General features: G+C 71.6%; 22 protein-coding genes. 4 read left to right on the forward strand and 18 right to left on the reverse strand.

The features are described 5' to 3' along the window. Nucleotides 1-939: 939 nt before the first annotated feature. From ABD990_RS22400 to ABD990_RS22430, 7 genes are read right to left on the reverse strand one after another with little or no spacing between them, the layout of a single operon-like run. Nucleotides 940-2160 (reverse strand): CaiB/BaiF CoA transferase family protein, encoded by a 1221-nt coding sequence (locus ABD990_RS22400; protein WP_345382690.1) that lies wholly within the window; start codon nt 2158-2160, stop codon nt 940-942. Continuing rightward, nucleotides 2153-3304, reverse strand: a complete 1152-nt coding sequence (locus ABD990_RS22405; protein ID WP_345382691.1) for a DUF3500 domain-containing protein — start codon at nt 3302-3304, stop codon at nt 2153-2155. Before ABD990_RS22405 ends, ABD990_RS22400 begins: the two co-directional genes overlap by 8 nt. Continuing rightward, entirely contained in the window at nt 3301-3636 is a 336-nt protein-coding gene (locus tag ABD990_RS22410; RefSeq protein WP_345382692.1) for a cupin domain-containing protein, read from the reverse strand. The genes ABD990_RS22405 and ABD990_RS22410 overlap by 4 nt, the downstream gene beginning before the upstream one ends. Before the next feature lie 11 nt (nt 3637-3647). After that, entirely contained in the window at nt 3648-4478 is an 831-nt protein-coding gene (locus ABD990_RS22415; protein WP_345382693.1) for a fumarylacetoacetate hydrolase family protein, read from the reverse strand. A gap of 2 nt (nt 4479-4480) precedes the next feature. Then, the gene (locus ABD990_RS22420; RefSeq protein WP_345382694.1) at nt 4481-4921 is read right to left on the reverse strand and encodes a nuclear transport factor 2 family protein; all 441 of its coding nucleotides are present in this window, start codon (nt 4919-4921) and stop codon (nt 4481-4483) included. Continuing rightward, nucleotides 4918-5706 carry an alpha/beta hydrolase fold domain-containing protein gene (locus ABD990_RS22425; RefSeq protein ID WP_345382695.1) on the reverse strand — a complete coding sequence of 263 codons (789 nt, stop codon included), beginning with the start codon at nt 5704-5706 and terminating at the stop codon, nt 4918-4920. The genes ABD990_RS22420 and ABD990_RS22425 overlap by 4 nt, the downstream gene beginning before the upstream one ends. Continuing rightward, nucleotides 5703-7247, reverse strand: a complete 1545-nt coding sequence (locus ABD990_RS22430) for an FAD-dependent monooxygenase (RefSeq protein ID WP_345382696.1) — start codon at nt 7245-7247, stop codon at nt 5703-5705. The genes ABD990_RS22425 and ABD990_RS22430 overlap by 4 nt, the downstream gene beginning before the upstream one ends. A 121-nt stretch (nt 7248-7368) precedes the next feature. Between ABD990_RS22430 and ABD990_RS22435 the strand changes: the two genes are divergently transcribed. Further along, nucleotides 7369-8073 carry a FadR/GntR family transcriptional regulator gene (locus ABD990_RS22435; protein ID WP_345382697.1) on the forward strand — a complete coding sequence of 235 codons (705 nt, stop codon included), beginning with the start codon at nt 7369-7371 and terminating at the stop codon, nt 8071-8073. Between the two features lie 9 nt (nt 8074-8082). Here ABD990_RS22435 and ABD990_RS22440 read toward each other — a convergent pair whose 3' ends face one another. From ABD990_RS22440 to ABD990_RS22450, 3 genes are read right to left on the reverse strand one after another with little or no spacing between them, the layout of a single operon-like run. Next, a complete protein-coding gene (locus ABD990_RS22440; RefSeq protein ID WP_345382698.1) occupies nt 8083-9315 on the reverse strand; it encodes an NAD(P)/FAD-dependent oxidoreductase in 1233 nt (410 codons plus the stop codon). Next, nucleotides 9312-9629, reverse strand: coding sequence for a 2Fe-2S iron-sulfur cluster-binding protein (locus ABD990_RS22445; RefSeq protein ID WP_345382699.1), 318 nt, complete (start codon nt 9627-9629; stop codon nt 9312-9314). The genes ABD990_RS22440 and ABD990_RS22445 overlap by 4 nt, the downstream gene beginning before the upstream one ends. A 5-nt stretch (nt 9630-9634) precedes the next feature. Then, on the reverse strand, nt 9635-10936 hold the full coding sequence (locus ABD990_RS22450) for a cytochrome P450 (protein WP_345382700.1): 1302 nt from the start codon (nt 10934-10936) through the stop codon (nt 9635-9637). Nucleotides 10937-11018: 82 nt separating this feature from the next. On the opposite strand from ABD990_RS22450, the gene ABD990_RS22455 reads away from it, so the two are divergent. The 3 genes from ABD990_RS22455 to ABD990_RS22465 all read left to right on the forward strand — a co-directional run bounded on the left by ABD990_RS22455 (nt 11019) and on the right by ABD990_RS22465 (nt 13214). Further along, nucleotides 11019-11207 (forward strand): ferredoxin, encoded by a 189-nt coding sequence (locus ABD990_RS22455; protein WP_345382701.1) that lies wholly within the window; start codon nt 11019-11021, stop codon nt 11205-11207. Between the two features lie 36 nt (nt 11208-11243). Then, nucleotides 11244-12422 carry a cytochrome P450 gene (locus ABD990_RS22460; RefSeq protein ID WP_345382702.1) on the forward strand — a complete coding sequence of 393 codons (1179 nt, stop codon included), beginning with the start codon at nt 11244-11246 and terminating at the stop codon, nt 12420-12422. Nucleotides 12423-12860: 438 nt separating this feature from the next. Beyond that, nucleotides 12861-13214: a hypothetical protein gene (locus tag ABD990_RS22465; RefSeq protein WP_345382703.1), complete on the forward strand. Its 354-nt coding sequence runs from the start codon at nt 12861-12863 to the stop codon at nt 13212-13214. A gap of 849 nt (nt 13215-14063) precedes the next feature. On the opposite strand, the gene ABD990_RS22470 is transcribed toward ABD990_RS22465, so the two are convergent. Genes ABD990_RS22470 through ABD990_RS22505 form a run of 8 tightly spaced genes read right to left on the reverse strand, consistent with a single transcriptional unit; the run spans nt 14064 to nt 20537 of the window. Beyond that, nucleotides 14064-14297, reverse strand: coding sequence for a hypothetical protein (locus ABD990_RS22470; RefSeq protein WP_345382704.1), 234 nt, complete (start codon nt 14295-14297; stop codon nt 14064-14066). 22 nt (nt 14298-14319) lie between these two features. Beyond that, entirely contained in the window at nt 14320-14922 is a 603-nt protein-coding gene (locus ABD990_RS22475) for an RraA family protein (RefSeq protein WP_345382705.1), read from the reverse strand. Then, the gene (locus ABD990_RS22480) at nt 14919-15584 is read right to left on the reverse strand and encodes an RraA family protein (protein ID WP_345382706.1); all 666 of its coding nucleotides are present in this window, start codon (nt 15582-15584) and stop codon (nt 14919-14921) included. Before ABD990_RS22480 ends, ABD990_RS22475 begins: the two co-directional genes overlap by 4 nt. Beyond that, nucleotides 15571-16230, reverse strand: coding sequence for an RraA family protein (locus ABD990_RS22485; RefSeq protein ID WP_345382707.1), 660 nt, complete (start codon nt 16228-16230; stop codon nt 15571-15573). Before ABD990_RS22485 ends, ABD990_RS22480 begins: the two co-directional genes overlap by 14 nt. Continuing rightward, nucleotides 16227-17228 carry an amidohydrolase family protein gene (locus ABD990_RS22490; RefSeq protein ID WP_345382708.1) on the reverse strand — a complete coding sequence of 334 codons (1002 nt, stop codon included), beginning with the start codon at nt 17226-17228 and terminating at the stop codon, nt 16227-16229. The genes ABD990_RS22485 and ABD990_RS22490 overlap by 4 nt, the downstream gene beginning before the upstream one ends. Before the next feature lie 5 nt (nt 17229-17233). After that, nucleotides 17234-17623 carry a RidA family protein gene (locus tag ABD990_RS22495; protein WP_345382709.1) on the reverse strand — a complete coding sequence of 130 codons (390 nt, stop codon included), beginning with the start codon at nt 17621-17623 and terminating at the stop codon, nt 17234-17236. Nucleotides 17624-17637: 14 nt separating this feature from the next. Continuing rightward, entirely contained in the window at nt 17638-18618 is a 981-nt protein-coding gene (locus ABD990_RS22500; RefSeq protein WP_345382710.1) for a DODA-type extradiol aromatic ring-opening family dioxygenase, read from the reverse strand. Between the two features lie 41 nt (nt 18619-18659). Then, entirely contained in the window at nt 18660-20537 is a 1878-nt protein-coding gene (locus tag ABD990_RS22505) for an FAD-dependent monooxygenase (RefSeq protein ID WP_345382711.1), read from the reverse strand. Between the last annotated feature and the right edge of the window lie 53 nt (nt 20538-20590).

The raw sequence follows: 20590 nt of genomic DNA on the forward strand, positions 1-20590 counted from the left end.
GCAGAAATCGCAGAAAAGCCCGGCTGACGATTTCTGCGGATTCTGCGATTTCTGCGGCAGTGGAGTCGGTGGGTCGTCGGCGTCTGGTTCCACGCATCGACCGACGAGGCCATACCACAGTGTCGTCGGGCCAGTGGGGAGCCCGATCCCTCCTCGCCCGGTGTCTGGACGCGGGCGAGGGAGAGGAGCCGAGAGGCCGGAACCGCCCGAAGCGTGGTTTCAGAGCGCGGGCACCCAGAACCGGCCTGCATCTGGCGGAGGCGCTGATCTCGCAAGGAGACTGGCGAGCTGGCTGCTCCGAGGAAGTACGACTCGGAGACGATGGACCGGGTGGCGATGTATCGGGACACTGCCCAGCTCCGCGCGCAGGGAGCGGAGCATCGCAGCGGCCTTCTCCTCCTCGGAATACCGACGCGTGCTCGGCTTGACCGGCGACTGCTCTCTCGGCATGGCTCCATCCTCGTTTCCAAGGCCCGGAGCCTCCACAGGACCCAGGGCGACTCACATCGGTCGCCAGATCGAAGGCCCGCAGCTGCTCGCCGGTCGGCGGGTGGAGGTCGCGCAACCGAAAGACGCCGAGCCGGACCAGCACGTTGTGCACCCCGGCCGCGGAGATGCGAGTGCCGTCCTCGCGGCGCAATTCGTAGGCGATGCGGCGGGCCGAGCTTGCGGTCGCGGCGCAGCCGCTCGATCCGGGCCTGCAGCTGCGGTGGGGTGCGCCGCGGCGAGTGGTGTGGGCGCAAGGAGTGGTGCGGTTTCTCGACAGCTTCACACCTCGCCCGGAGGTCCTCCCTACATCACATCATCCGTCCTGGCGTGTCCGCACCCGCCGCGTCACCAACGTCCGTAAAGCGGGACATCGCTAGGTCGAGAAGCTAACGCTGTCGTGCCGACAAATACGGAGGGAGGTGCACCGGGGGCGACGCGGCAAGGCCGTGTTCAGGGCGGCTGGCCCGACGGATCGTCCTCCTGCCCCCTGCCGCCGCTCTCGGCAAGGACGAGCAGGCGATCCTGGTCGAGCGCGGGTGGCGGCGTGTGCCGGATCCGGGTGCGCTCGCTGCCGTCGGCGCCGAAGAACCGGACGGCCGGGCCCGGGAGCGTGATCGGCCCGGCGACGGGGTGGTCGACCGTCACCACGAGGCGTTGGCTGGCCACCTGGTCCCACGCGTAGACCTCGTCCAGGGTGCGGACGGCGCCCGCGGGAACCCCGAGCCGGTCGAGCTCGTCGAGGAGCTCCGCCTTCGTCCGGTCGGCGAACGCCGCCTCGATCACGCCGATGAGTTCCTCCCGGTGGGCGACCCGGTGCGCGTTGCGGTCGAAGCGCGGGTCGTCGCCGGGGATGCCGAAGCCGTCCGAGAGCCGTCGCCAGAGTGCCTCGCTGCCCACCGCTATCTGGATGGCGCCGTCCTTGCAGGCGAACAGTCCGTACGGCGCGATCGTCGGGTGGTGGTTGCCGCTGGCCCGACCGAGTTCGGCGCCCACCGTCCAGCGGGTGCCCTGGAAGGCGTGCAACCCGACGCCGGCGGCGAGCAGGGAGGTCCGGACGATCTGGCCGCGGCCGGTCCGGGTCCGTTCGAGCAGGGCGGCGAGGACACCCGTCGCCCCGTTGAGGCCCGCGGCGAGGTCGCAGATCGGGACCCCGACCCGTTGGGGATCGTCCGGGCCGGAGCCGGTCAACGACATCAGCCCGGTCTCGCCCTGGGCGATCTGGTCGTAGCCCGGCCGGTGGGCGTCCGGCCCGTCGTGCCCGAAACCGGTGATGGAGAGCACGACCAGCCCAGGGTTGCGCCTGAGCAGGGTCTCCGGAGCCAGACCGAGCCGGTCGAGGACGCCGGGCCGGAAGTTCTCCACCAGGACGTCGGCCTCCGGCACGAGCGCCTCGAGGACCGCGCGGTCGCCCGCGTCCTTGAGGTCGAGCGCGATCGACTCCTTGTTGCGGTTCGCCGCGAGGAAGTAGGTGGCAACCCGCTCCGCAGAGTCCTCACCCCCGACGAACGGTGGACCCCACTCCCTGCTGTCGTCCCCACGGCCGGGCACCTCGACCTTGATCACGCGGGCGCCGAGATCGCCCATGACCATGGCGGCGTGCGGCCCGGCAAGCGCGCGGGACAGATCGAGGACGAGCATCCCGGCCAGAGGGCCGGGACCCGGCTCACCCATCGCGGCCGCCCTCGTGAGGCGTGGATTCCTCGGATCCCGAGGGGCCGCGGTGCTGGGCCGCCCGGTGCTCGGCCAGGACGTCGATGCCAAAGTCGTTGGTCGGGTCCCGCCACACCGCGTGGACATGGTTGGCGCCGTCCTCGGTGTTGTCGAACTCGACGAGGGTGACCGGGCCCTCGATGCGGAAGTAGTGCGGGGTGTCGATCGCGTGTCCGCCCGCCCAGACGAAGTGCAGCTCGTCCAGTCCCGCCGACCGGATCCGGTCCATCTCACGACCCAGCTGCGCGGGTCGCACGTTGCCCAGGAAGGAGCCGAGCAGCTCGTCGAACGCCGCGGCCTGGGTCGCGGACATCGCCGCCCGGGCCAGGCCGCGCGGGGCGCCGCGGACGTACCGCAGTGCGGCGCGATCCGCGTCGGTGATCATCGCGTCGCGGCGGCCGACCCCGTGGACGTCGGGCCATTCCTCGGCCCCGATCACCGGGACACAGCGGGTGGCGAAGTCCGGCGGCGGTACCGGATGAATCGTGGCGGTCGCGCGCTGGGCCGGGTCGAGCGCGTCGAGCAGTGCGAACGCCCGGTCCTCCTCCTCGCCGAGGATCCGGAAGGGGCCGATGCGGGCCGGCTCCGCCCCGAGCAGGAAGGGCGTCACGGCCATCCGATCCTGGCCGACGACCGTGACGTTCAGCGAGAGATGGTGGCCGACCAGCCGCCACCCCCAGCTGGCGTCAGGCTGGGGCTGGTCGAAGAACGTGAGGTAGTAGCCGTTCGGGTCGCGGAAATGCGCCGCGACGTGGCCGAAGGCCCCGACGTTGAGCTCGCGCAGCACGTTCTCCAGGCTCATCACCTGGATGGCCTTGGCGTAGCCGGTGAGCGAGGTGCTCTGGGCGACCAACCGGTGGGTCAGGTAGCGCTGGGTGTCGGTCATGTCGCGCAGCGGGAGCCCGGCGCGCCCGGACTCGGGCAGGAAGTTCCAGTGCATCCGGTTCTCATCGCTCAACGGCACCACGATCCGGGCGCGCTGGGCGGCGTCGAGATGGTCGAAGAGCGCCATCGCGGCAAAGGTGACCGCGGTCGGGTCGAAGTCACCGTCGATCGGCCGGTTGCGCGGCGGGTGGGCGTGGTGCAGCTGGTCGTCGGCGGTCATGAGGTCGCCCTGATCACGAGCATGCCTGCCGGGACGTCGCCCTCGTTCGTCACGCTGCGGGCCTCGCCCTTGGCGAAGTGCACGGTGTCTTCGGGGCCGGCCAGGACCCGGTCGCCCCCACTCTCGAAGGTGAGCCGGCCGGAGAGAATCACGTAGACCGTCTCCGCCGGTTGGACGGTCGGCTCAGCCCGGCCGCCGGGGTCGTAGCGCGAGAGGACGACCGTGAACCGCTCGACGGGCGTGCCCGGCCCGCCTTGCACCCAGCGCGGTGCGACCCCGCTGTGACCGGGGGACTCGAATGCCTCGGCGTCGGACAGGCTGACGACTCGCATGGGCTCGTACCTCACGTTCCAGTGATGGTGGGGTCCTCGACCGGCGTGCTCACGGCGCCGATTCCCTCGACCTCGACCTCGACGACGTCGCCGGGCTGCAGGAGCCGCGGGGGGTTGCGGGCGTACCCGACGCCTGCCGGGGTACCGGTGGCGATCAGGTCTCCCGGGGTGAGGGTGAAGGTCCGGCTGATGAAGGCGAGCACGTCCGGGACCCCGAAGATCATCTGGTCGGTGGTGGACTCCTGCATGACCTGGCCGTTCACCCGGCTGATCACCTTGCGGCGGCCGAGCTCGCCGACCTCGTCCCGGGTCACCAGCTCCGACATCGGCCCACTGCGGTCGGCGTTCTTGCCCAGCGTCCACTGGGTGGTGAGCTTCTGGGCGCGTCGGGCGGTGATGTCGTTGAACGCGGCGTAGCCGAAGACGGCCGTCGCGGCTTCGTGCGGTTCGGCGCAGCTGAGCGGACGACCCACCGCGACCAGCAGTTCCGCCTCCCAGTCCAGTCCCTCCTCGTCGACGGGGACGCGGACCGGGGTGTCGCCGACGGCGAGCGACGGCGTCCAGCGCCCGAAGATCGTCGGGTGTTCGGGGACCTCGAACGGCCCCTCCGCCGCGTGCTCGCGGTAGTTCAGCCCGACGCAGAGGATGCGGGCCGACGGCTTGACCGGGGGCGCGAGCCGCACGCTCGACCCGGGGATCCGGGTGCCCGCCCGCAGACCCGCCTCGAGCGCCGCGTCGGGGTCCTGCCAGAAGTCCGCGACCGGGCCCAGTGGGATGAGCGCCTCGCCGTCCCGCGCGGCCACGTGGACCGCGCCCGCCCGCTCGTATCCGATGATCCGCATCCTCAGCTCCCGTACTGGCGGGCGAGCCACCCGCCGGGGGCCGCACCGGTGACGACGATCGACCGGTCGCTGATCAGCCAGCGTCCGTCGGGTCGGCGCACGAAGTGGTCCTCCCAGCGGCCCCAGTGGTCGGGTGCGGCCTCATCGGTGATCGCGATGTACATGGTCCGGACGTCGGCCTCGTCCGCGCCGACGAACTCGATGTCCATCGTGGTGGCGTGGTGTTGGATCATGGTCGGCTCGGAGCCCTTGACGACCTTCGCCATCTCGTGCGGGCCGACCTCGAGCCCGTCGGGGAAGCGGATCGTGGCGTCCTCGGTGTAGAGGACGGCCATCCCGGCGAAGTCCGCCTGCTCCTTCGCCATGGTGCAGTAGCGGTGCATGACCGCGGCGATCAGTGCCCGGTCCTCGACGCGGGCCTCGCTCAGGCTGGTGTCGTTCATGACCCGTCTCCTTGCTTCGTCGCGGTCTGGAGGTGGCTGCCCAGGAACGCTGCGGTGACGGCGATCGTCGGCGGCTCGTCGAACGCCGGGTCTTCGTGGCCTGCACCGCCGAGGACCATCAGCGTGCTCCGCGCGCCCGCCCTGGTCAGCTCCTCGTGGAGCCGCCTGCTCTCGCCGATGTCGACGAGGTGGTCGCGGTCCCCGTGCGCGATGAGGAACGGCGGCGCCGCGGCGTGCACGTGGTGGACCGGGCTCGCCGCGCGGACCAGGTCCGGCACGGCGGCCAGGTCGTCGACGCCGAGCAGCGCGTGCGCCGGGCTTGTCGGCGGGAGCAGGGCCTGCTCCAGCGGGCTGCGGGAGCAGCAGGCCGCGATGTCGCTGAACCCGAACCAGGACACCACGGCCTGCACGTCGGCCGGGCCGGACAGGCCGACGAGGGCGGCGAGCACCGCGCCCGCCGAGGCGCCCCATAGCCCCACCGCGTCGGTGCCCGCCCCGAGCTCGTCGAGATGCCCGCGAACCCACGCGAGCGCCGAGCGCACGTCGTCGACCTGGTCGGGGAATCGTGCCGCGGGGGCGAGCCGGTAGTCCGGTGCCACGACGGTGATGCCGTGCCCGGCCAGCGCCCGCATCCGTTCCCGGTGCATCGTGCGATCACCCGCCACGAACCCGCCGCCGTGCAGGTGGATGACGGTGCCGCAGCTGCGCGCCGGTGCCGGGTACACGTCCAGCCGCAGACCGGGCGCGAACTCGTGGGTGCGCACCGCCTCCACGAGTTCACTCACGCGGGCACCGGGGCCGGGGCGGGGGTCTGGGCGAGCAGATCGTCGACCAGGGCCAGCGAGTCGTCCGCGCCCGCGGCTAGGCCGAACAGGTACACGTCGGGCCGGGAGAGCAGGGTGGTGGCGCCGTGCTCGGCGAGGTAGTCCCGGTAAGTGCCCTCGACGTCCACGACCCCGCCGTCGCCGAGGTGGAGCACCTGCACGCCGAGCTGGGCGAGGCGGGCGAGGCGCTCGGCGCCCAGGATCTCCGCGAGCGGCAGTGTGGAGATCAGCTGGAACCCGTAGCCGACGAGATCGTCCAGCAGCCCCTCCCGCTCACCGATGCGGACCACGCCCTGGATCGCGACCTCGCCGGCCTGGTCCCCGTACTCGCCGTCCGCCGCGCGGTGCTGGACGCCGTTGCGCAGCGGCGGGATCGGGGGCGTGACGTCCCCGCCGGTGGCGGCCAGGTAGCCGTCCCGAGCCGCGGCCTCCTCGGGGGTGGCGGGATTGACCATCTTGTAGGCGGCCAGCGACCCCTCCACGAAGAAGCGGGCGTGCGAGAGCCGCTCCGCCTCGTAGGTGTCGAGGAGCGCGTCGCGGGCGAGGCCGCGCAGCACGAGATCCAGCTTCCACGCCAGGTTGGCCGCGTCGCGCATGGCGGTGCAGGCACCCTGGGCCATGTACGGGGTCATCGCGTGGGCGGAGTCGCCGCCGATGAACACATTGCCCCTCCGCATCGCGCCGGCGATCTGGCTGCGGAAGGTGTAGATCTTGCGACGGGTCTGGCGGACGTGGGCGCGCGGGATGCCCACCCGCCGCTCCAGGAACTCCAGGCCGCGCTCCTCGGCGGCCTCGACCTCCTCGTCCTCACCCGGGAGCATCCGCACGTCCGACCGGACCCGGCCGGCCCCGTTCGGCCCCCAGAAGTACGGCTGGTCGAAGTCGAGATCGAAGTAGCACCTGTTCTCCAGGTCGTGGGGCAGGGGCTGGAGCACGTCGTAGTCCGTGAGGATCCAGCGGTCATGATGGCGGTGGATCACCTCGACGTCGATCCCCACGGTGTCGCGCACGAAACCGCTCGCGCCGTCCATGCCCACCACGTACCGGGCGGTCACCGTGTCGCCGGCGGACGTGGTGACGGCGTACCCGTCGCCCTCGGCGCGCAGGCCCACGACGCTCGTACCCCACCGGACCTCGACGCCGGGCAGCGTCGCGATGCGCCGCTCCATCGCCGCCTCGATGTTCGGCTGGTGCAGGGTCAGGTGCGACCAGTGACCGCCCCGCTTGTAGTCCCAGTCGAACCGGCCCTTCTGCTCGCCGTCGGAACCCCAGATCTCGACGGTCCGCATCGGCAGCGACTCGGCGAGCGCCTCCGCGGGGTCCGCCGCGTGCTGGAGCAGCCGCGCGACCTCGCCGTCGAGGGTGCTCATCCTGGGGAGCCCGTAGGGCTCCGGGAACTTCTCGCACACGACGATGCGATGGCCGCGCTGCCCGAGCAGCGAGGCCAGCATCTCCCCGGCCGGGCCGAACCCGACGATGACGACGTCGACGGTGTCACTCATCCGTTGCTCCATCTCACGCGCCCTCGCGCTGAAACTCACGAATCCTTCGGGTGTTTGACGGATCCTTCGGCGCCTCGCGCCGGATGTCAAGCCCGCGTCGTAAAGTGGTCGGGTGTTTTCCGTGCCGCAGACGCGCGCCCAGTCGCTGGCCACCGAGATCGAGCGGTGGATCGTCGAGCGTGAGCTGGCCCCGGGCAGCCGCATCGCCACAATGGACGAGCTACGCGAGCAGACCGGTCTCGGTCGCGCGACCATCAGCGAGGCGGCCCGGCTGCTCGCCGAGCGCGGGGCCGTGGACGTCAGGCTCGGCCGCAGCGGCGGCCTCTTCGTCGCCCAGCCGGCCGCGGTGGTCCGCCTGCGGCACACGTTGCTGTCGGTGTCCCAGGACCCGGCGCGGATCACGGACGCGCTCGCGGTCCGGGACGCCCTCGAGGAGCTGATCGACGTCGACGCGGCCCTGCACCGCACCCGGCGGGACGTCCGCGAGCTCGAGGCGATCGTGGCGACGATGCGGACCCATGCCGCCAGCCGGGCGGACTTCCTGCAGGCCAACTGGGCCCTGCACCGGCGCATCGCCGAGATCACCCCGAACGAGATCGCCCGCAGCGTCTACCTGAGCACCATGGCCCAGGTCGAGGGCCTGCCCAGCAGGCCCGACGCCGACACCGCGGACGAGGACGAGGCCTATCTGGCCAGGCGGGTGGACGTGCACGTCGAGCTCGTCGCGGCGATCGCCGCGGGCGACCCGGAGCGGACCTCGCGGGCCGTCGTCGCGCATCGGGCGTTGACCTCGCCGAACGCCGAGGTCGGCGCGCCGCAGGACTGAGGGGACCGGCTACGCGGCCCCGCGGGTCGCGAGCTCGTGGTCCTTCAGGTCGAACCCGGCGGACCCGACCTCGGCCGGGCTGGGCAGCACCCCGCCGGACAGCAGCCGGCGCGCGGCCATGTGGTCGCGCGTGCGGTTCACCGACTCGACGGCGACGAGCCGTCCCCGGCGGAAGCGGCAGACGGAGAACCCGTCGCCGTCCGGATCGCCCACGAGCACGCAGTCGTCGTCGGGGAAGCCGAGCCCGACGGTCTGCACCCGCAGCGCGAACTGGTGGGTCCAGAACCAGGGGACCCGGCCGTACGGCTCACCGAGGCCGTGCGCGATCGACGACGCGACGTGGCGGGCCTGGTCGATCGCGTTCTGCACGCACTCGATCCGCCGTGGGGCGCCGAGTTCGCGGTCCGGGCGCGCCACGCAGTCCCCCACGGCGAAGACGTCGGGGACGGAGGTCCGCAGCCACGGATCGACCAGCACGCCGTCGTCCACGGCGAGACCGGCAGCCTCGGCGATGCCGCTGTTCGCCACGACCCCCACCGCGATCACCACCAGGTCCGCCGGGAGCTCCGAGCCGTCCGAGAGCACGACGCGTCGGACCCGTCCGTCGCGTCCGAGGAACCGCTGCACGCCGGTGCCCACACGCAGGACGGTGCCCGCGGCCTCATGGGCCCGCCGGACCGCGTCGGAGACCGGGGGCGTCACGGCCCGGGCCAGAAGCCGGGCCTGCGGCTCGACGACGGTGACCGCGCGCCCGACCTCGGCGCAGGCCGCGGCGATCTCGAGGCCCAGGAACCCGCCCCCGACCACGACGACGTCCCGGGCCGCACCCAGTCGCGCCCGCAACGCGGCGGCGTCGGTGAGCGACCCCAGCTGCGCGATCCCGTCCAGCTCGTGGCCCGGCACCTGCAGCCGCCGCAGCGACGATCCGAGCGCCAGGACGACGTGCGTGTAGTCGACCGTGCCGCCATTGCGCAGCTCGACCCGGCGTCGCGCCGGGTGCAGCGCGGCAACGGCGGTGCCCAGGCGCAGGTCGATGTCCTGGTCGGCGAAGAACGACGCGCTGCGCAGCAGTTGCGGCTCCCCGGCACCGGGTCCGAGGAACTCCTTCGACAGCTGCGGGCGGTGGTAGGGGAGGTGGTCCTGCCCGTCCAGCAGGACCACGGGACCGAGGTGCCCCTCCGCCCGCAACGACGCGGCGACCTGCACGCCGCCGTGCCCCGCGCCGATCACGACGACGGTCACAGCTGCGTCTCCGGGACGTCGAAGGTCATCTCGTCCCAGTCGTCGGCGATCTCCACCTGGCAGGACAGCCGGCTCGCCGGTGTACGCGGTGCGGCCGTGGAACCGAGCATCTCGTCCTCGACGTCCGACACCGGCGGTAGCCGGTCGGCTGCGTCGGCGTACACGTGGCAGGTGGCGCACATGGCGTTCCCGCCGCACTCGGCGACGATGCCCGGCAGGTCCTCGGCCATTGCCACCTCCATGACGGAGAGGCCGGCCTTCCCCTCGACGGTGCGACGCGTCCCGTCGGGCAGCACGAAGGTCAGGGTGGGCATCGCGCTCAGGCCTCCACAGTGGTCACGTGGAGCTGCTGGGGCGAGCGGAAGAGCCACCCCTTCATCGCCCAGCCCGCCTCCGCCAGGCGCAGGGCGGGCGCCACCGCGACGAGCTCTTCCAGCGCGATCCGGGCGAGCTCACGGCCGAATACGTTCCCGGCGCAGAAGTGTCGGCCCCCGCCGAAGGATAGATGGGTGGGGCCGGAGCGTCGGAGCTGGTAGCGACCCCCGTCGCTGAACCGGCGCTCATCGTGGTTCGCCGAGGCGACCATGCACCACACGACGGATCCTGGCGGTAGCTCCTGGCCGTGGATCGTGACCGCACGGGTCGTCTCGCGGAAGACGCCACCGATCGGCGCGATCCAGCGGAGGCCCTCGGCGAGGGCCGTGGGAATCAGATCGGGGTCGGCGACGATCTCGCCGTAGGTGCCTTCCCGGAGGAGGCCCAGCAGGGTGGTGGCCGCAGCGTGTCCCGGTTCCTGCATCCCGCCGGTGAGCTCGATCAGGAACGCGGAGTAGATGTCCTCGCGCGACCGGATCCGGCCGGGTGGCATGCCGGCGTGCAGCAGGTGCGACAGGCCCGAGCCGTCGGGATCGGTCTCGAGCCGGGTGAGAATCGGCTCGAGGACGTCCTTGATCTCCGCGACGACCTCGTCGCTCCTGCGGAAGGGTTCCTCCTGGAAGGTGTAGTTGCCCGCCGCACCGATGATGGTGTGGAACCAGCGGCGCAGCGTCTCCGACGGCACGTCGCCGATGCCGAGCATGGCAGCGAGGCCTCTCGTGCTGACCGGCTCCAGGTACTCCGCGACGACGTCGTAGGTGCCTGAGACGGGCAGCCGCGCCGCCTCCTGCGCGGCGATCGGACGGACCAGGTCCTCGATGTAGCCCGACACCGCACCTCGCCGGAGCGGCGGGTCGACGGACGCGCGGCGGTCACGATGGACCGCGCCGTCGGCGATGAGGATGTTCTCCGGGCCGAAGGTCCGTTCGAGCACCGGCTGGACGCTCGGTGCGCGGCCGAGATCGGTGTCGGCGAGGAAGGCGCGCACCTCGTCGTAGGTCGTCAGCAGGTAGGCGTTCAACGCCGGGACGAACACGCACGGCGCCTCGGCACGCAGCCGGGCGTAGAGCGGATACGGATCGGCTTCGAGCGCGGCGATGTCGATGTCGTCGATCCAACGGATCCCCGATGCCGTGACGGCCACTCGTCCTCCTCGACGGTTAGTGCCTAAAATACCCGAATATTTTGTGTGCTTCGGCGGATTCTGCTGGCGCCCGTCGGAGGTGTCAAGCGGCTCGAGTCGCACTTGACACCGCCCGCCGCCCTCGTCAGCATGCCGTGATACAACCCGAAAGATTCGGGTTGTTTATGTCGGCGAAGGAGCTGCCGTGAAGTTGTCCGTGGACCGGGACCGCTGCGAGGGCTACGGCCTGTGCGTCGACGAGGCGTCGTCGCTGCTGCACCTCGACGACGACGGGGAACTCGTCCTCGACGCCGAGGAGGTCGAACCGGAGCTGTCCGGTGTCGCCGAGGCCGCGGTCCGGGTGTGCCCGGTCGCCGCTCTGACGATGGACTGACGGCCGGCGCCCACCCCCTCGACCGGAGGCACAGCGATGACGCTCACCCGCACTTCCCACTCGCAGGTCGACCTGTTCAGCGACGAGGTCCTCGTCGATCCCTATCCCGTCTACCGCGACCTGCGCGACCGGGGCGGCGCCGTCCATCTGAGCGCCCTCGATGTCTGGGCGATCCCGCGCTACGCCGACGTCCGGCGCGCGCTCGCCGACTGGGCGGGCTTCTCCTCCCGCGGGATCGCCCTCAACGAGCCGGTGAACCGGATGCTCGTCGGGTCGGTGCTGGCCAGCGATCCCCCGTTTCACGACACCCTGCGGGCTGTGCTCTCTGCACGGCTCGGTCCGCGCGCCGTTCGGCCGCTGCAGGCCGAGATCGCCGGCCGGGCCGAACGGCTCGTCGACGAGCTGGTCGAGCAGGGCTCGTTCGACGCGGTCACCGACCTTGCCGTGGCCTTCCCCTTCTCGGTGGTGTTCGACCTCATCGGCATCCCGGACGAGGCGCGTCCGAAGATGCTCGGCTGGGCTGACGCGACCTTCACCGTCTTCGGCCCGCTGAACGAGCGCACCCTCGGGGGGCTGGACGCGATCGGGGAGATGTTCGGCTGGCTGGGCACAGTGCAAGCCACGGACCTGAAGGAGGGCAGCATGGGGCGGGACATCTTCCGTGCCGCCGACGAGGGCCGCATCGGGCGCGAGTCGTGCATCCCGCTGCTGGCCGCCTACACCTCCGCCGGGCTCGACACCACCATCAACGCCATCGCGAACGCGGTCCACCTGCTCGGCACCCACCCGGACCAGTGGGACCTCGTCACCGCAAACCCCGGCCTCGTGCCGAGCGCACTCAACGAGGTGCTCCGCTACGACGCCCCCGTCCAGGGCTTCGGGCGCACGGTCACCGAGGACGTCGAGATCGACGGCGTCCCCGTTCGTTCCGGCGCCCAGGTCCTGCTGCTCTACGGGTCGGGCAACCGCGACGAGCGCCGCTACCCCGAGCCGGACCGGTTCGACGTGACCAGAAACCCCGTCGACCACCTCGCCTTCGGCTACGGCACCCACGCCTGCGCCGGCCAGGCCCTCGCCCGCCTCGAGGCGCACGCGGTGCTCACGGCACTGGCCACGCGGGTCCGCCGGTTCCGGGTCGGCGAGCCCGTGCGTCACCTGAACAACATCGTCCGCGGCCTGGAACGGCTCCCGGTCGACGGACTCGTGCTCCGTTGACTGGGGGGCACCGAACCTCTGGCCCGCTGCCCAGTCGGCCGCCACCAGGCGACCCATCGGGTGACCGGCCAAGAGTCGCCGTGGACCGGGCGGCATCGCGGGGCTCTTGCGGGGTGGTGCGGCGATCGCGGCAGCGTCGGCGAACATGGCGAACTAAGGCGACCACTGGGACGGTGGTCGGCTCGTGGTGGGTGTCGAGTCCACCGTCCAGCCCGGCTCGGCAGCCAAGACCGACTGCGGACGCTCGGTGGGTACAGCTACACGAAGCCGTCGAGCGAGGCGGCAGGGATTCGGCGTCCGGCAAGCTGGTCGACGACCAGCGACTCACCCGAAACCGGCCACCCTTCGACGGGCGGCCGTAGACGGTGGGCTGCTCTCCCAGCGGGTCTGACAGGTCGGCGTAGTAGACCGCCCCCGCCACTCCGACAGCTCACCGTCGTGCGGGCGACGTACCGTGCCTCCCAGCGGCGGTTCGCCTTCAGGGCGTCGAGCGCTGAGACGTCTGCCGCCGCCGCGAGCCTCGGCTCGCCGCTGCTCACCGCGTTCATCCTCTGCTTCGCCGTCGCCGCCATCGGCTCCTCGATCGGCACCCTCGGCATCGTGCTCCCGCTCGCCGCTCCCATGCTGGCTGGCGGCGAGCTCGGCGTGATCGGCTTCGTCGCTGCTCTCGCCTTCTGCACTGTCATCGTCGACGTCAGCCCGTTCTCCAGCAACGGCGTCATGGTGCTGGCCAGCGTCCAGGTCGACGACCGCAAGCCTTCCAGCGCCGGCTCCTGCGCTTCTGCGGTCTGACCGTCGTGATCGCCCCGGTCCTGGCCTTCCTGGCAGTGGTCCTGCCGACCAGCTAGGGACGCTGCTCGCCGCGAAGCGGGCCTCGAGCCCCGGTCATCAGCCGGGATGTCCGAGGCCCGCTCCGGTGTTTGAGTACAGGTCGACGCCATCTACGTGAAGCCCGCGATGGAGCATTTTCGGACCGGCCCTCATGACACCACTCATGACACGAAATCCCGTTGAAGGGCGCGGCCGGAGGGGTTGAAGAGGGATCTCGTGCCAGCGATGGCGCTGGTAGAAGGCCTCAGAGGGAAGTGCCGCGCGCTTTACACCCGAGCGGTCGCAGGTTCGATCTCTGCCGCGCCCACCCTCTGACCAGGTCAAACGTCTAGCCGACACGCTCAACTCGGGCTTGTCATGACACGGGCATGACACGAAATGTCGTTCAACGGTGCCGTCGAAGGGGGGCTGGAGAGGGATCTCGTGTCAGCGTTGGAGGCTGTCGGAGGCTCGGGAGGGGAATAGCGCGCATGTACCAGCCTGTGCTGCCATGGCCGCGAGGAGCTGTCGGGAAGCATCTGCCGTGTACGGGCTAACAGGGCGTCGTCGATGCGGTGCAGGCGGCGCAGGGCGCGCGCTCACGAAGTCGGTGACCGCGTCCGGGGCGCGACGATGGAACGACCGGGGGGCTTAGGACACCGAACCCCCGAGGTGTCTGCTTGACCACCTTCAGCACGAACTCCTCGACGTCCTGCACCGCGGCCTCGAACGCCTCGAAGTAGCTCGCCGCTGGTCTGCCATTTCGACGTGCACAAGCACCCGTTGTTGCCGACCTCGACACGTTCCTGCAGTAGCGCGAAGACCACGACTTCATGTGACCCGACGAGGCAGGCGGCCAGGCCGGGTTCCGGGCCGCCGCGCTTCGCCGCGGTGGACCACACCCACACCGCGCCGCGGAAACAGCGGAGACCTCGACCGCAGGTCCGCCCAGGACAGCGGCTCGTCCTCAAAGACGAGCGCGAGCCGGTCCGGGGTGAGGTGGGCGTGCCGATCGATCTGACCCACCCAGTTCTGGCCGCTGCCGGGCAGGCGTGGCGTGGTCATCGTGCTCCTGGAAGACGGCCGGTCAGGGCAGGCGGTAGATGTCGATCGTGGACTCGCCGGCCCGGATGCGGCGCAGGTAGTCGGCCTCGGCGGCTTCGCGCTCGGCGGAGAGCCGCTGGACCTCGGCAATGCGCTCGACGGGGACGACGACCACGCCGTCGGCGTCAGCCACGACCAGATCGCCGAGGCGCACGGTCTGCTCGCCGATGACGACGGGTTCGCCGAGTTCGCCGCCGCCGTGGGGGTCCTTGCCGGTCCCGCGGATGCACACACGTTCGGCGAAGACCGGCCAGCCCATCTCCACCAGCCTGGCCGAGTCGCGGACCCCACCGTGGATGACGAGCCCCGCCAGCCCGCGGGCGATCGCGGCCTCGGCCAAGATCTCGCCCCAGTAGCCGTACTCGAAGCCTTCCCCGGTGTCGACGACGAGGACCTCGCCGGGGGAGGCGGCGTAGACCGCCCGGTGCAGCCAGAGGTTGTCCCCGGGTGGGGCTTTCACCGGGAAGGCAGCGGCCTCCAGGTGCATGGACGGGTGCAGGGGCTTGATCGCCGAGGGCAGCGCACCGGTGCGGCCGGCGGCCTCGTGCACGGTGGCCGAGCTCAGCACAGTGGTCGGTGCGCTCATGATCCGGCTCCGTGCTGGAGGTCGTGATAGCGGTGTCGGACGCGGGCCTCCCGCAGCGAGGACCCGGCCTCGACAGCGTCCCGGATGGCCTGCTCCGCGCGCTCGATCTCCTCGGCGGCGGCGAGCACCTCCGGAGCCCGCGCGGCGGGGACGACGACGAGCCCGTCGCCGTCGCCGAGCAGCAGGTCGCCGGGCTCGACTCTGATCCCGCCGATCGAGACGGGCACCTGAGTGGCCTCGACTCGGACACGGTCCTTGCCGGTGCGCATCCAGTTGCCGCGGGAGAAGACGGGATAGCTCAGCTCGAGGGATCGGTCGAGGTCGCGGCAGACGCCGTCGATCACGGTGCCGGCCACGCCGCGGCGGTGGGCGACGGTGGTCAGGATGTCGCCCCACACGGTGGCGTCGACCCGACCCTGGTTGTCCAGCACGACGACGTCGTCGGGACCGAGGTCGTCGATGTAGTCACCGACGGTCCCGCGGTCTTGTCCGACGGGCCCGTAGCGCAGGGTCCACGCCCGCCCGACCAGCCGGAAGCTCCGGTCCAGCGGGGCGATGCCGAGGGCCTGGCCGGGAATGCCCACCTTGTCGAGGCCGTCGGAGACCCCGGAGGTCGACAGCGCGCGCAGCCGGGTGAGGGTGTCGGGTTCAGTGGTGACCATCGGTGAGCTCCTCGTAGGACTTCCCCATGACGTCCGAGACCGGGGTGCCCGCCGTGATCGCCTCGGCCATCGCGGCTTCGGTGGCGGCGATGCGTTCGGCGGTGGCGAGCACTTCCTCGGCGTGTGCAGCCGGGATCACGGCGATTCCACCGGCGTCGGCGAGGACGAGGTCCCCGGGCGTCACGACGATCTCGCCCAGCTCGACGGGCTCACCCCAGGCGTGCTCGACGGCTCGGCTTCGGGCGGTGACCGGCGTCGAGGTGAGGGCGTGCACCGGCAGACCCGCGGTGGCGGCCTCCGCCAGGTCTCGCGCCGCGCCGTGCACGATCACGCCCTCGACCCCGCGGGCCGCGGCGGCGCGGGAGAGCAGTCCGCCCCAACCTGCGCAGTCGGTGCGGCCCTGATGGGCGACGACGATGACCTGATCGGGCCCGGAGGCGTCGACCGCGGCGGTGCCGAGGTGACGCTTGGGTAGCGCGTCTCCCTCGACGGGTGGGCCGAGTCGGACGGTGACGCAGTGCCCGGCGAACGAACGGTCCGCGGCCAGTGGGCGCAGGCCGGGGACGACCCCGCTCAGGCCGTGACGGTCCAGAGCGTCGGACACCGCGCAGGTATCCAGGCCGCGGAGTCGTTCCAGCAGGCTCATGAGTGGTTCTTCAAGGAGGGGAACACGGTGCGGGCGTTGTCCTCGAAGATCGCCTGGCGCTCGGCGTCACCGAGGAAGTCGAATCCCTCGATGACCGGCTTGAGGTCGTCGAAGTCCCGGCCCGTCTCGGGGTTGGGGGCGCTGCCGGAACCGGGCTTCTCGGTGCCGAACAGCACCCGGTCCGAGCCCACCAGCTTGATGAGGAGCTCGAGGGCGGGCGGGTAGTGCAGCACGGAGTCGAACCAGAAGTGCCGCAGCGACTGCTCGAACCGCTCGGTGTCCGCCGAGCCGCCCAGGCCCGGGTGCAGCACCTCGGCCTGCCAGCGGCCGACCTGGTACGGCACGGATCCGCCGCCATGGGAGATCATCACCCGCAGCGATGGGAAGTCGGTGAAGACCTCGCTGCGCAGCATCGCGAGGATGGCGATGGACTCCTCGGTGACGAAGTGCTCGGAGTAGGTCTCGCGGTCGGAGTAGCACCCCGCTGAGTGCACATGGATCGGCAGGTCCCGTTCGACCAGGCGCTCGTAGAGCGGGTACCAGTAGCGGTCGCCGAGGGTGGGGGTGGCGCCGCGGCCCTCGTGCAGGTCGGGGTTGATCAGGACGCCGACGAAGCCCTCGTCGACGAGCCGGTCGAGCTCGGCGAACCCGGCCGAGACAGGCTCATCGGGGGACAGCGGCAGCGCCCCGACCCCGGCCAACCGGGTGGGGTGCAGGGCCACGGTGCGAGCGATGGTGTCGTTGTTCGCCCGGATCCAGTGCTCCAACATCCGGCTGGGCTGCATGGAGTTGCCGAGGTGGAACGGCCGCGGGGACAGCAGCTGCAGGTCGGTGCCGACCGAGTCCATGATCGCCACGTTGCCTGCGGCGGACTGGGCCAGGGCGTCGTCGGAGATCTTCGGCTTGCCTCCGTGGTAGCCGCCGTCGGCGAGCAGCAGGGCGCGGAAGGCGTAGAGCGAGTCGGGGGCGACGAGGTGGGCGTGTGCGTCGATGATCATGGGTTTCAGCCCTCTCCCAGCACGGCGGTGATCTCGAGCTGGATCTGCAACGGGTCGGCGAGGTCGATGCGCAGGGTGTGCCGCGCGGGGCGGCTGTGCTCGTCGGGGAACATCTCCAGCCACTGCTTGTCGATGATCGGCCGGATGGACTTGTCGCGGACGAAGACGGTGCACTTGGCGATGTCGGCGGTGCTGCCGCCTGCCGCGTCGAGGACACGGCGGACGTTGGCGAACACCGTCTCGACCTGGTCCTCCACCTCGGCGGGCACGATGCCTGACACCGGGTCGATCGGCGAGATCCCGCTGGAGACCAGCAGGTTCCCGACCACGCTGGCCTGCGGGATGGGCAAGCCGCCGTGGTGCAGGCCGGGGACCTCGATGGAACGTCGGGGCATGTCGGATCTCCTCTCTACTGCCAGGCCAGGAAGCCCATGCCGCAGCCGGTCCCGGCGGCGGAGCGGACGATCGGCACATACTCGGACCAGGCCACCGCGTGCCCGTCCATCGCTCCGGCCGCGGTGATCCAGTTGCGGATCTCCGACGAGCCGCTGTTGAGCAGCTCCGACGGCAGCGCCTTCAGAGCATCCGAGTCCTTGGCGTGGATCGCGTCGAGGACCTTGCGGTCCAGGCCCTCGTCGACCACGAAGTGCGACAGGCCGCCCGAGGCGAGGATCGCGATCCGTGCGTTGATGGGGGAGGCGGCGGCCGCGGCCCGCAGCGCCTGACCGAGCTCGAAGCAGCGCTTGGGGCTGGGCTGGTTGGGCGGGTAGTAGGTGTTGAGCATGAACGGGATCACCGGCACCGGGTTCGGCTTCAGGAACCGGTAGATGGGGAAGCCGTAGGCGTGCCCGAAACCCTTGCCGGCGGGGGCGTCGGTCATCCACCCGATGTCGATGCCCTCCTCCATCAGTCCGCGGACGAGGTCCTCGGCCAGCTGGGCGTGGCCGGAGAAGGTGAACTCCTCGTTCATCAGGTAGGCCATGGCGGCCTCCTTGAGGAACTCCGAGTCGTGGTCGTCGATCACGCCGGTCTTCATCTGCGCCGCCGCGGAGATCGACATGGCGGGCTGGTTGGTGGAGTCGAACAGCTCGCGCTGGTCGTCGCCGATCACGAGCACGACGTCCGGTGCGACGCGGTGGAAGTCCTCTCGCAGCCGGTCCAGCGCGGCCTGTGAGCGGTCCCAGCTGTCCTGCCAGGACTGCATCGTGCGGTGGCCGTCGAAGCGGTCGCCCGCTTCGGCGGCGAGGTCGTCGAAGCTGCGGACGACGCCGGTGTTGTCGTAGAGCTCGGGATTGTGCCGGTCCTGGTCGGCGCGCTCGGCCCACAGGTTCGGCGGCGCGGCGAGCAGCGGGCTGTGGGAGGTCCCGGCCCCGAAGACGATCTCGGCCATGGTTGTTCCTCTCTCGACGGGGTGTCGTGGTGGGGCGGGTGTCAGTCGGCGACGGTGAACAGCCGGGCCTCGCGGGCCCGTCCGACGCGCAGGGCCTCGCCGGCCTCGGCGATGCCCTTCAGGCCGGCGAGGGGGTCGCCGTCGGGAAGGGTGGGGGACTCGTGCAGCAGCGTCCACAGGACGCGGCCCAGTTCGGCCTCCCGGTCGGCCGGGGCCTGCGGGGCCCGCCAGGCGACGTGCCGGTCCGGCCGGACCAGCAGCGCCCCGCCGGCGGCGAGGCCCGCGACCTCGGCCCACTCGTTCGCTGGGTCGGCGAGCTCGGACCCGCCGACGGCGACGACGGTGACCGGGCAGCCGGTCGTCCCGGCCGCGGCGGCACGCCAATCCTCGGCGGCCCCCGCGTCGGTGAACAGGGTCAGCCCCTCGGCCGCCACGAGGTCGGAGCTGGACACCTGCTCGCCGGTCGCGGTGCGCAGCCAGACGTGCGGGACGTGGTGGCCCGGCCGGGCGGAGGGGGTGAACCCGGTGGCGGTGTCGTGGCCGGCAGGCGGGACGGTGCCGTCGCCGATCAGGGCGCCGACCTCGTAGAAGAAGCCCGCCTCGATCCCGAGCTGGCTGTAGTCCTCGGCGTTGTGCGCGACGGCGGCGTCCACGGCGGCGCGCCGGCGCGCGCCCTCCTCGGTGTCGCTCGCCCACACCCCGATCTCGGCCCACCCCTCCTCGACGGACTTGCCCTTGCCGAGGCCCATCGCGAACCCGATCGGCGCGTGCCGACCCGCGTTGCGCAGCGAGTGCTCCACGTTGCGGATCGCGATCTGCCGCCGCTCGGGCTCGTAGCTGTCCAGCAGCTCGTCCCCGGCCTGTCCCTTGAGGACGGCGGCGAGCTTCCAGCCGAGGTTGGCGGCGTCCCCGACGGCGGTGTTGAGCCCGAGGCCCCCGGTCGGCGGGTGGCGGTGCGCGGCATCGCCTGCGAGGAAGACCGGGCCGACCCGGAAGCGGTCGGCGACCACGCCCTCGTACTGCCAGTGACTGATCGCGTGGACGGTCAGCTCCAGTTCCGGCAGCCCGAGCAGGTCCCGCACGCGCTGGGTCAGGGCCTCGGGGTCGCGCCCGATCGGGTCCTCCGGGTGCAGGTGCATGCCCATCGACCACTGCGGCGACTGCGCGCCCCAGCGGCCGGGGCCGAGCGCGAGCAGCCCGCCGACCGGGCCGCCCTCGCCCTGGGGCTGGATCAGGTAGGTCAGCAGCGCCTCCGGGTCGGCGTGCGCGCTGAGGTCCGCGGAGAAGAACACGCTGACGATGTCCACCAGTGCCCGCGGCCCGGAGACCTGCACACTGAGCAGGCCGGGGCAGGTGCGCCCGCCGTCGGCGCCGACGAGGTAGCGGGCCCGGATGCGGTAGGTGCGGTCCGCCACCAGATCCCGCACCGTCGCCGTGACTCCGTCGTCGGTGACGGCCAGGTCGACCAGCTCGGTCTTCGGCCGCACCTTGCCCGGCCACGCCTTGTCCGCCTGCTCCCAGAGCAGGGTGTCCACACGGAGCTGGGGGAGGTTGCCGAAGCGCCGGGGGCTGGCCTGGGCGTACCGCTCGCGGTCGACCGCGCCGCCGCCCCACGCCGGCAGGTAACCGATCCGGCGACCGTGCAGCGGGGTCGGACCGGCCAGCGAGGTGTACCAGGCCACCCGGTGCCACTGGTCCTCCGGCGGGCCCTCGGCGTAGATCCGGTCGGCGATCCCGACGTCGGTGAAGGTCTCCATGGTCCGCACGTTGAGCAGATGGGCACGGGGAAAGTGGGTGGTGAAGTCGCGACGGTCGATCACGATGCCGTCGATGCCGCGCCGGGCGAGCTCCAGGGCCGTGGTCAGGCCCGCCGGACCACCCCCGACGATCAGGACGGGGGTCTCCTCGGGGTCGGTCACTGCGGCCTCCTCGCCGTCGATCCGTTTAGCTGTAGTCATAATTGCATTCAATC

The sequence above is a fragment of the Pseudonocardia yuanmonensis genome, from assembly GCF_039542425.1.
GTDB classification, from domain to species: Bacteria; Actinomycetota; Actinomycetes; order Mycobacteriales; family Pseudonocardiaceae; genus Pseudonocardia; species Pseudonocardia yuanmonensis.

What these genes read in the sequence shown, in the direction of transcription:
- ABD990_RS22400 (WP_345382690.1), bottom strand. Translation starts at nt 2,160, where the DNA reads ATGGGTGAGCCGGGTCCCGGCCCTCTGGCCGGGATGCTCGTCCTCGAT.
- ABD990_RS22430 (WP_345382696.1), bottom strand. Translation starts at nt 7,247, where the DNA reads ATGAGTGACACCGTCGACGTCGTCATCGTCGGGTTCGGCCCGGCCGGG.
- ABD990_RS22405 (WP_345382691.1), bottom strand. Translation starts at nt 3,304, where the DNA reads ATGACCGCCGACGACCAGCTGCACCACGCCCACCCGCCGCGCAACCGG.
- ABD990_RS22485 (WP_345382707.1), bottom strand. Translation starts at nt 16,230, where the DNA reads ATGAGCCTGCTGGAACGACTCCGCGGCCTGGATACCTGCGCGGTGTCC.
- ABD990_RS22475 (WP_345382705.1), bottom strand. Translation starts at nt 14,922, where the DNA reads ATGAGCGCACCGACCACTGTGCTGAGCTCGGCCACCGTGCACGAGGCC.
- ABD990_RS22420 (WP_345382694.1), bottom strand. Translation starts at nt 4,921, where the DNA reads ATGAACGACACCAGCCTGAGCGAGGCCCGCGTCGAGGACCGGGCACTG.
- ABD990_RS22410 (WP_345382692.1), bottom strand. Translation starts at nt 3,636, where the DNA reads ATGCGAGTCGTCAGCCTGTCCGACGCCGAGGCATTCGAGTCCCCCGGT.
- ABD990_RS22445 (WP_345382699.1), bottom strand. Translation starts at nt 9,629, where the DNA reads ATGCCCACCCTGACCTTCGTGCTGCCCGACGGGACGCGTCGCACCGTC.
- ABD990_RS22460 (WP_345382702.1), top strand. Translation starts at nt 11,244, where the DNA reads ATGACGCTCACCCGCACTTCCCACTCGCAGGTCGACCTGTTCAGCGAC.
- ABD990_RS22470 (WP_345382704.1), bottom strand. Translation starts at nt 14,297, where the DNA reads ATGACCACGCCACGCCTGCCCGGCAGCGGCCAGAACTGGGTGGGTCAG.
- ABD990_RS22480 (WP_345382706.1), bottom strand. Translation starts at nt 15,584, where the DNA reads ATGGTCACCACTGAACCCGACACCCTCACCCGGCTGCGCGCGCTGTCG.
- ABD990_RS22490 (WP_345382708.1), bottom strand. Translation starts at nt 17,228, where the DNA reads ATGATCATCGACGCACACGCCCACCTCGTCGCCCCCGACTCGCTCTAC.
- ABD990_RS22495 (WP_345382709.1), bottom strand. Translation starts at nt 17,623, where the DNA reads ATGCCCCGACGTTCCATCGAGGTCCCCGGCCTGCACCACGGCGGCTTG.
- ABD990_RS22500 (WP_345382710.1), bottom strand. Translation starts at nt 18,618, where the DNA reads ATGGCCGAGATCGTCTTCGGGGCCGGGACCTCCCACAGCCCGCTGCTC.
- ABD990_RS22415 (WP_345382693.1), bottom strand. Translation starts at nt 4,478, where the DNA reads ATGCGGATCATCGGATACGAGCGGGCGGGCGCGGTCCACGTGGCCGCG.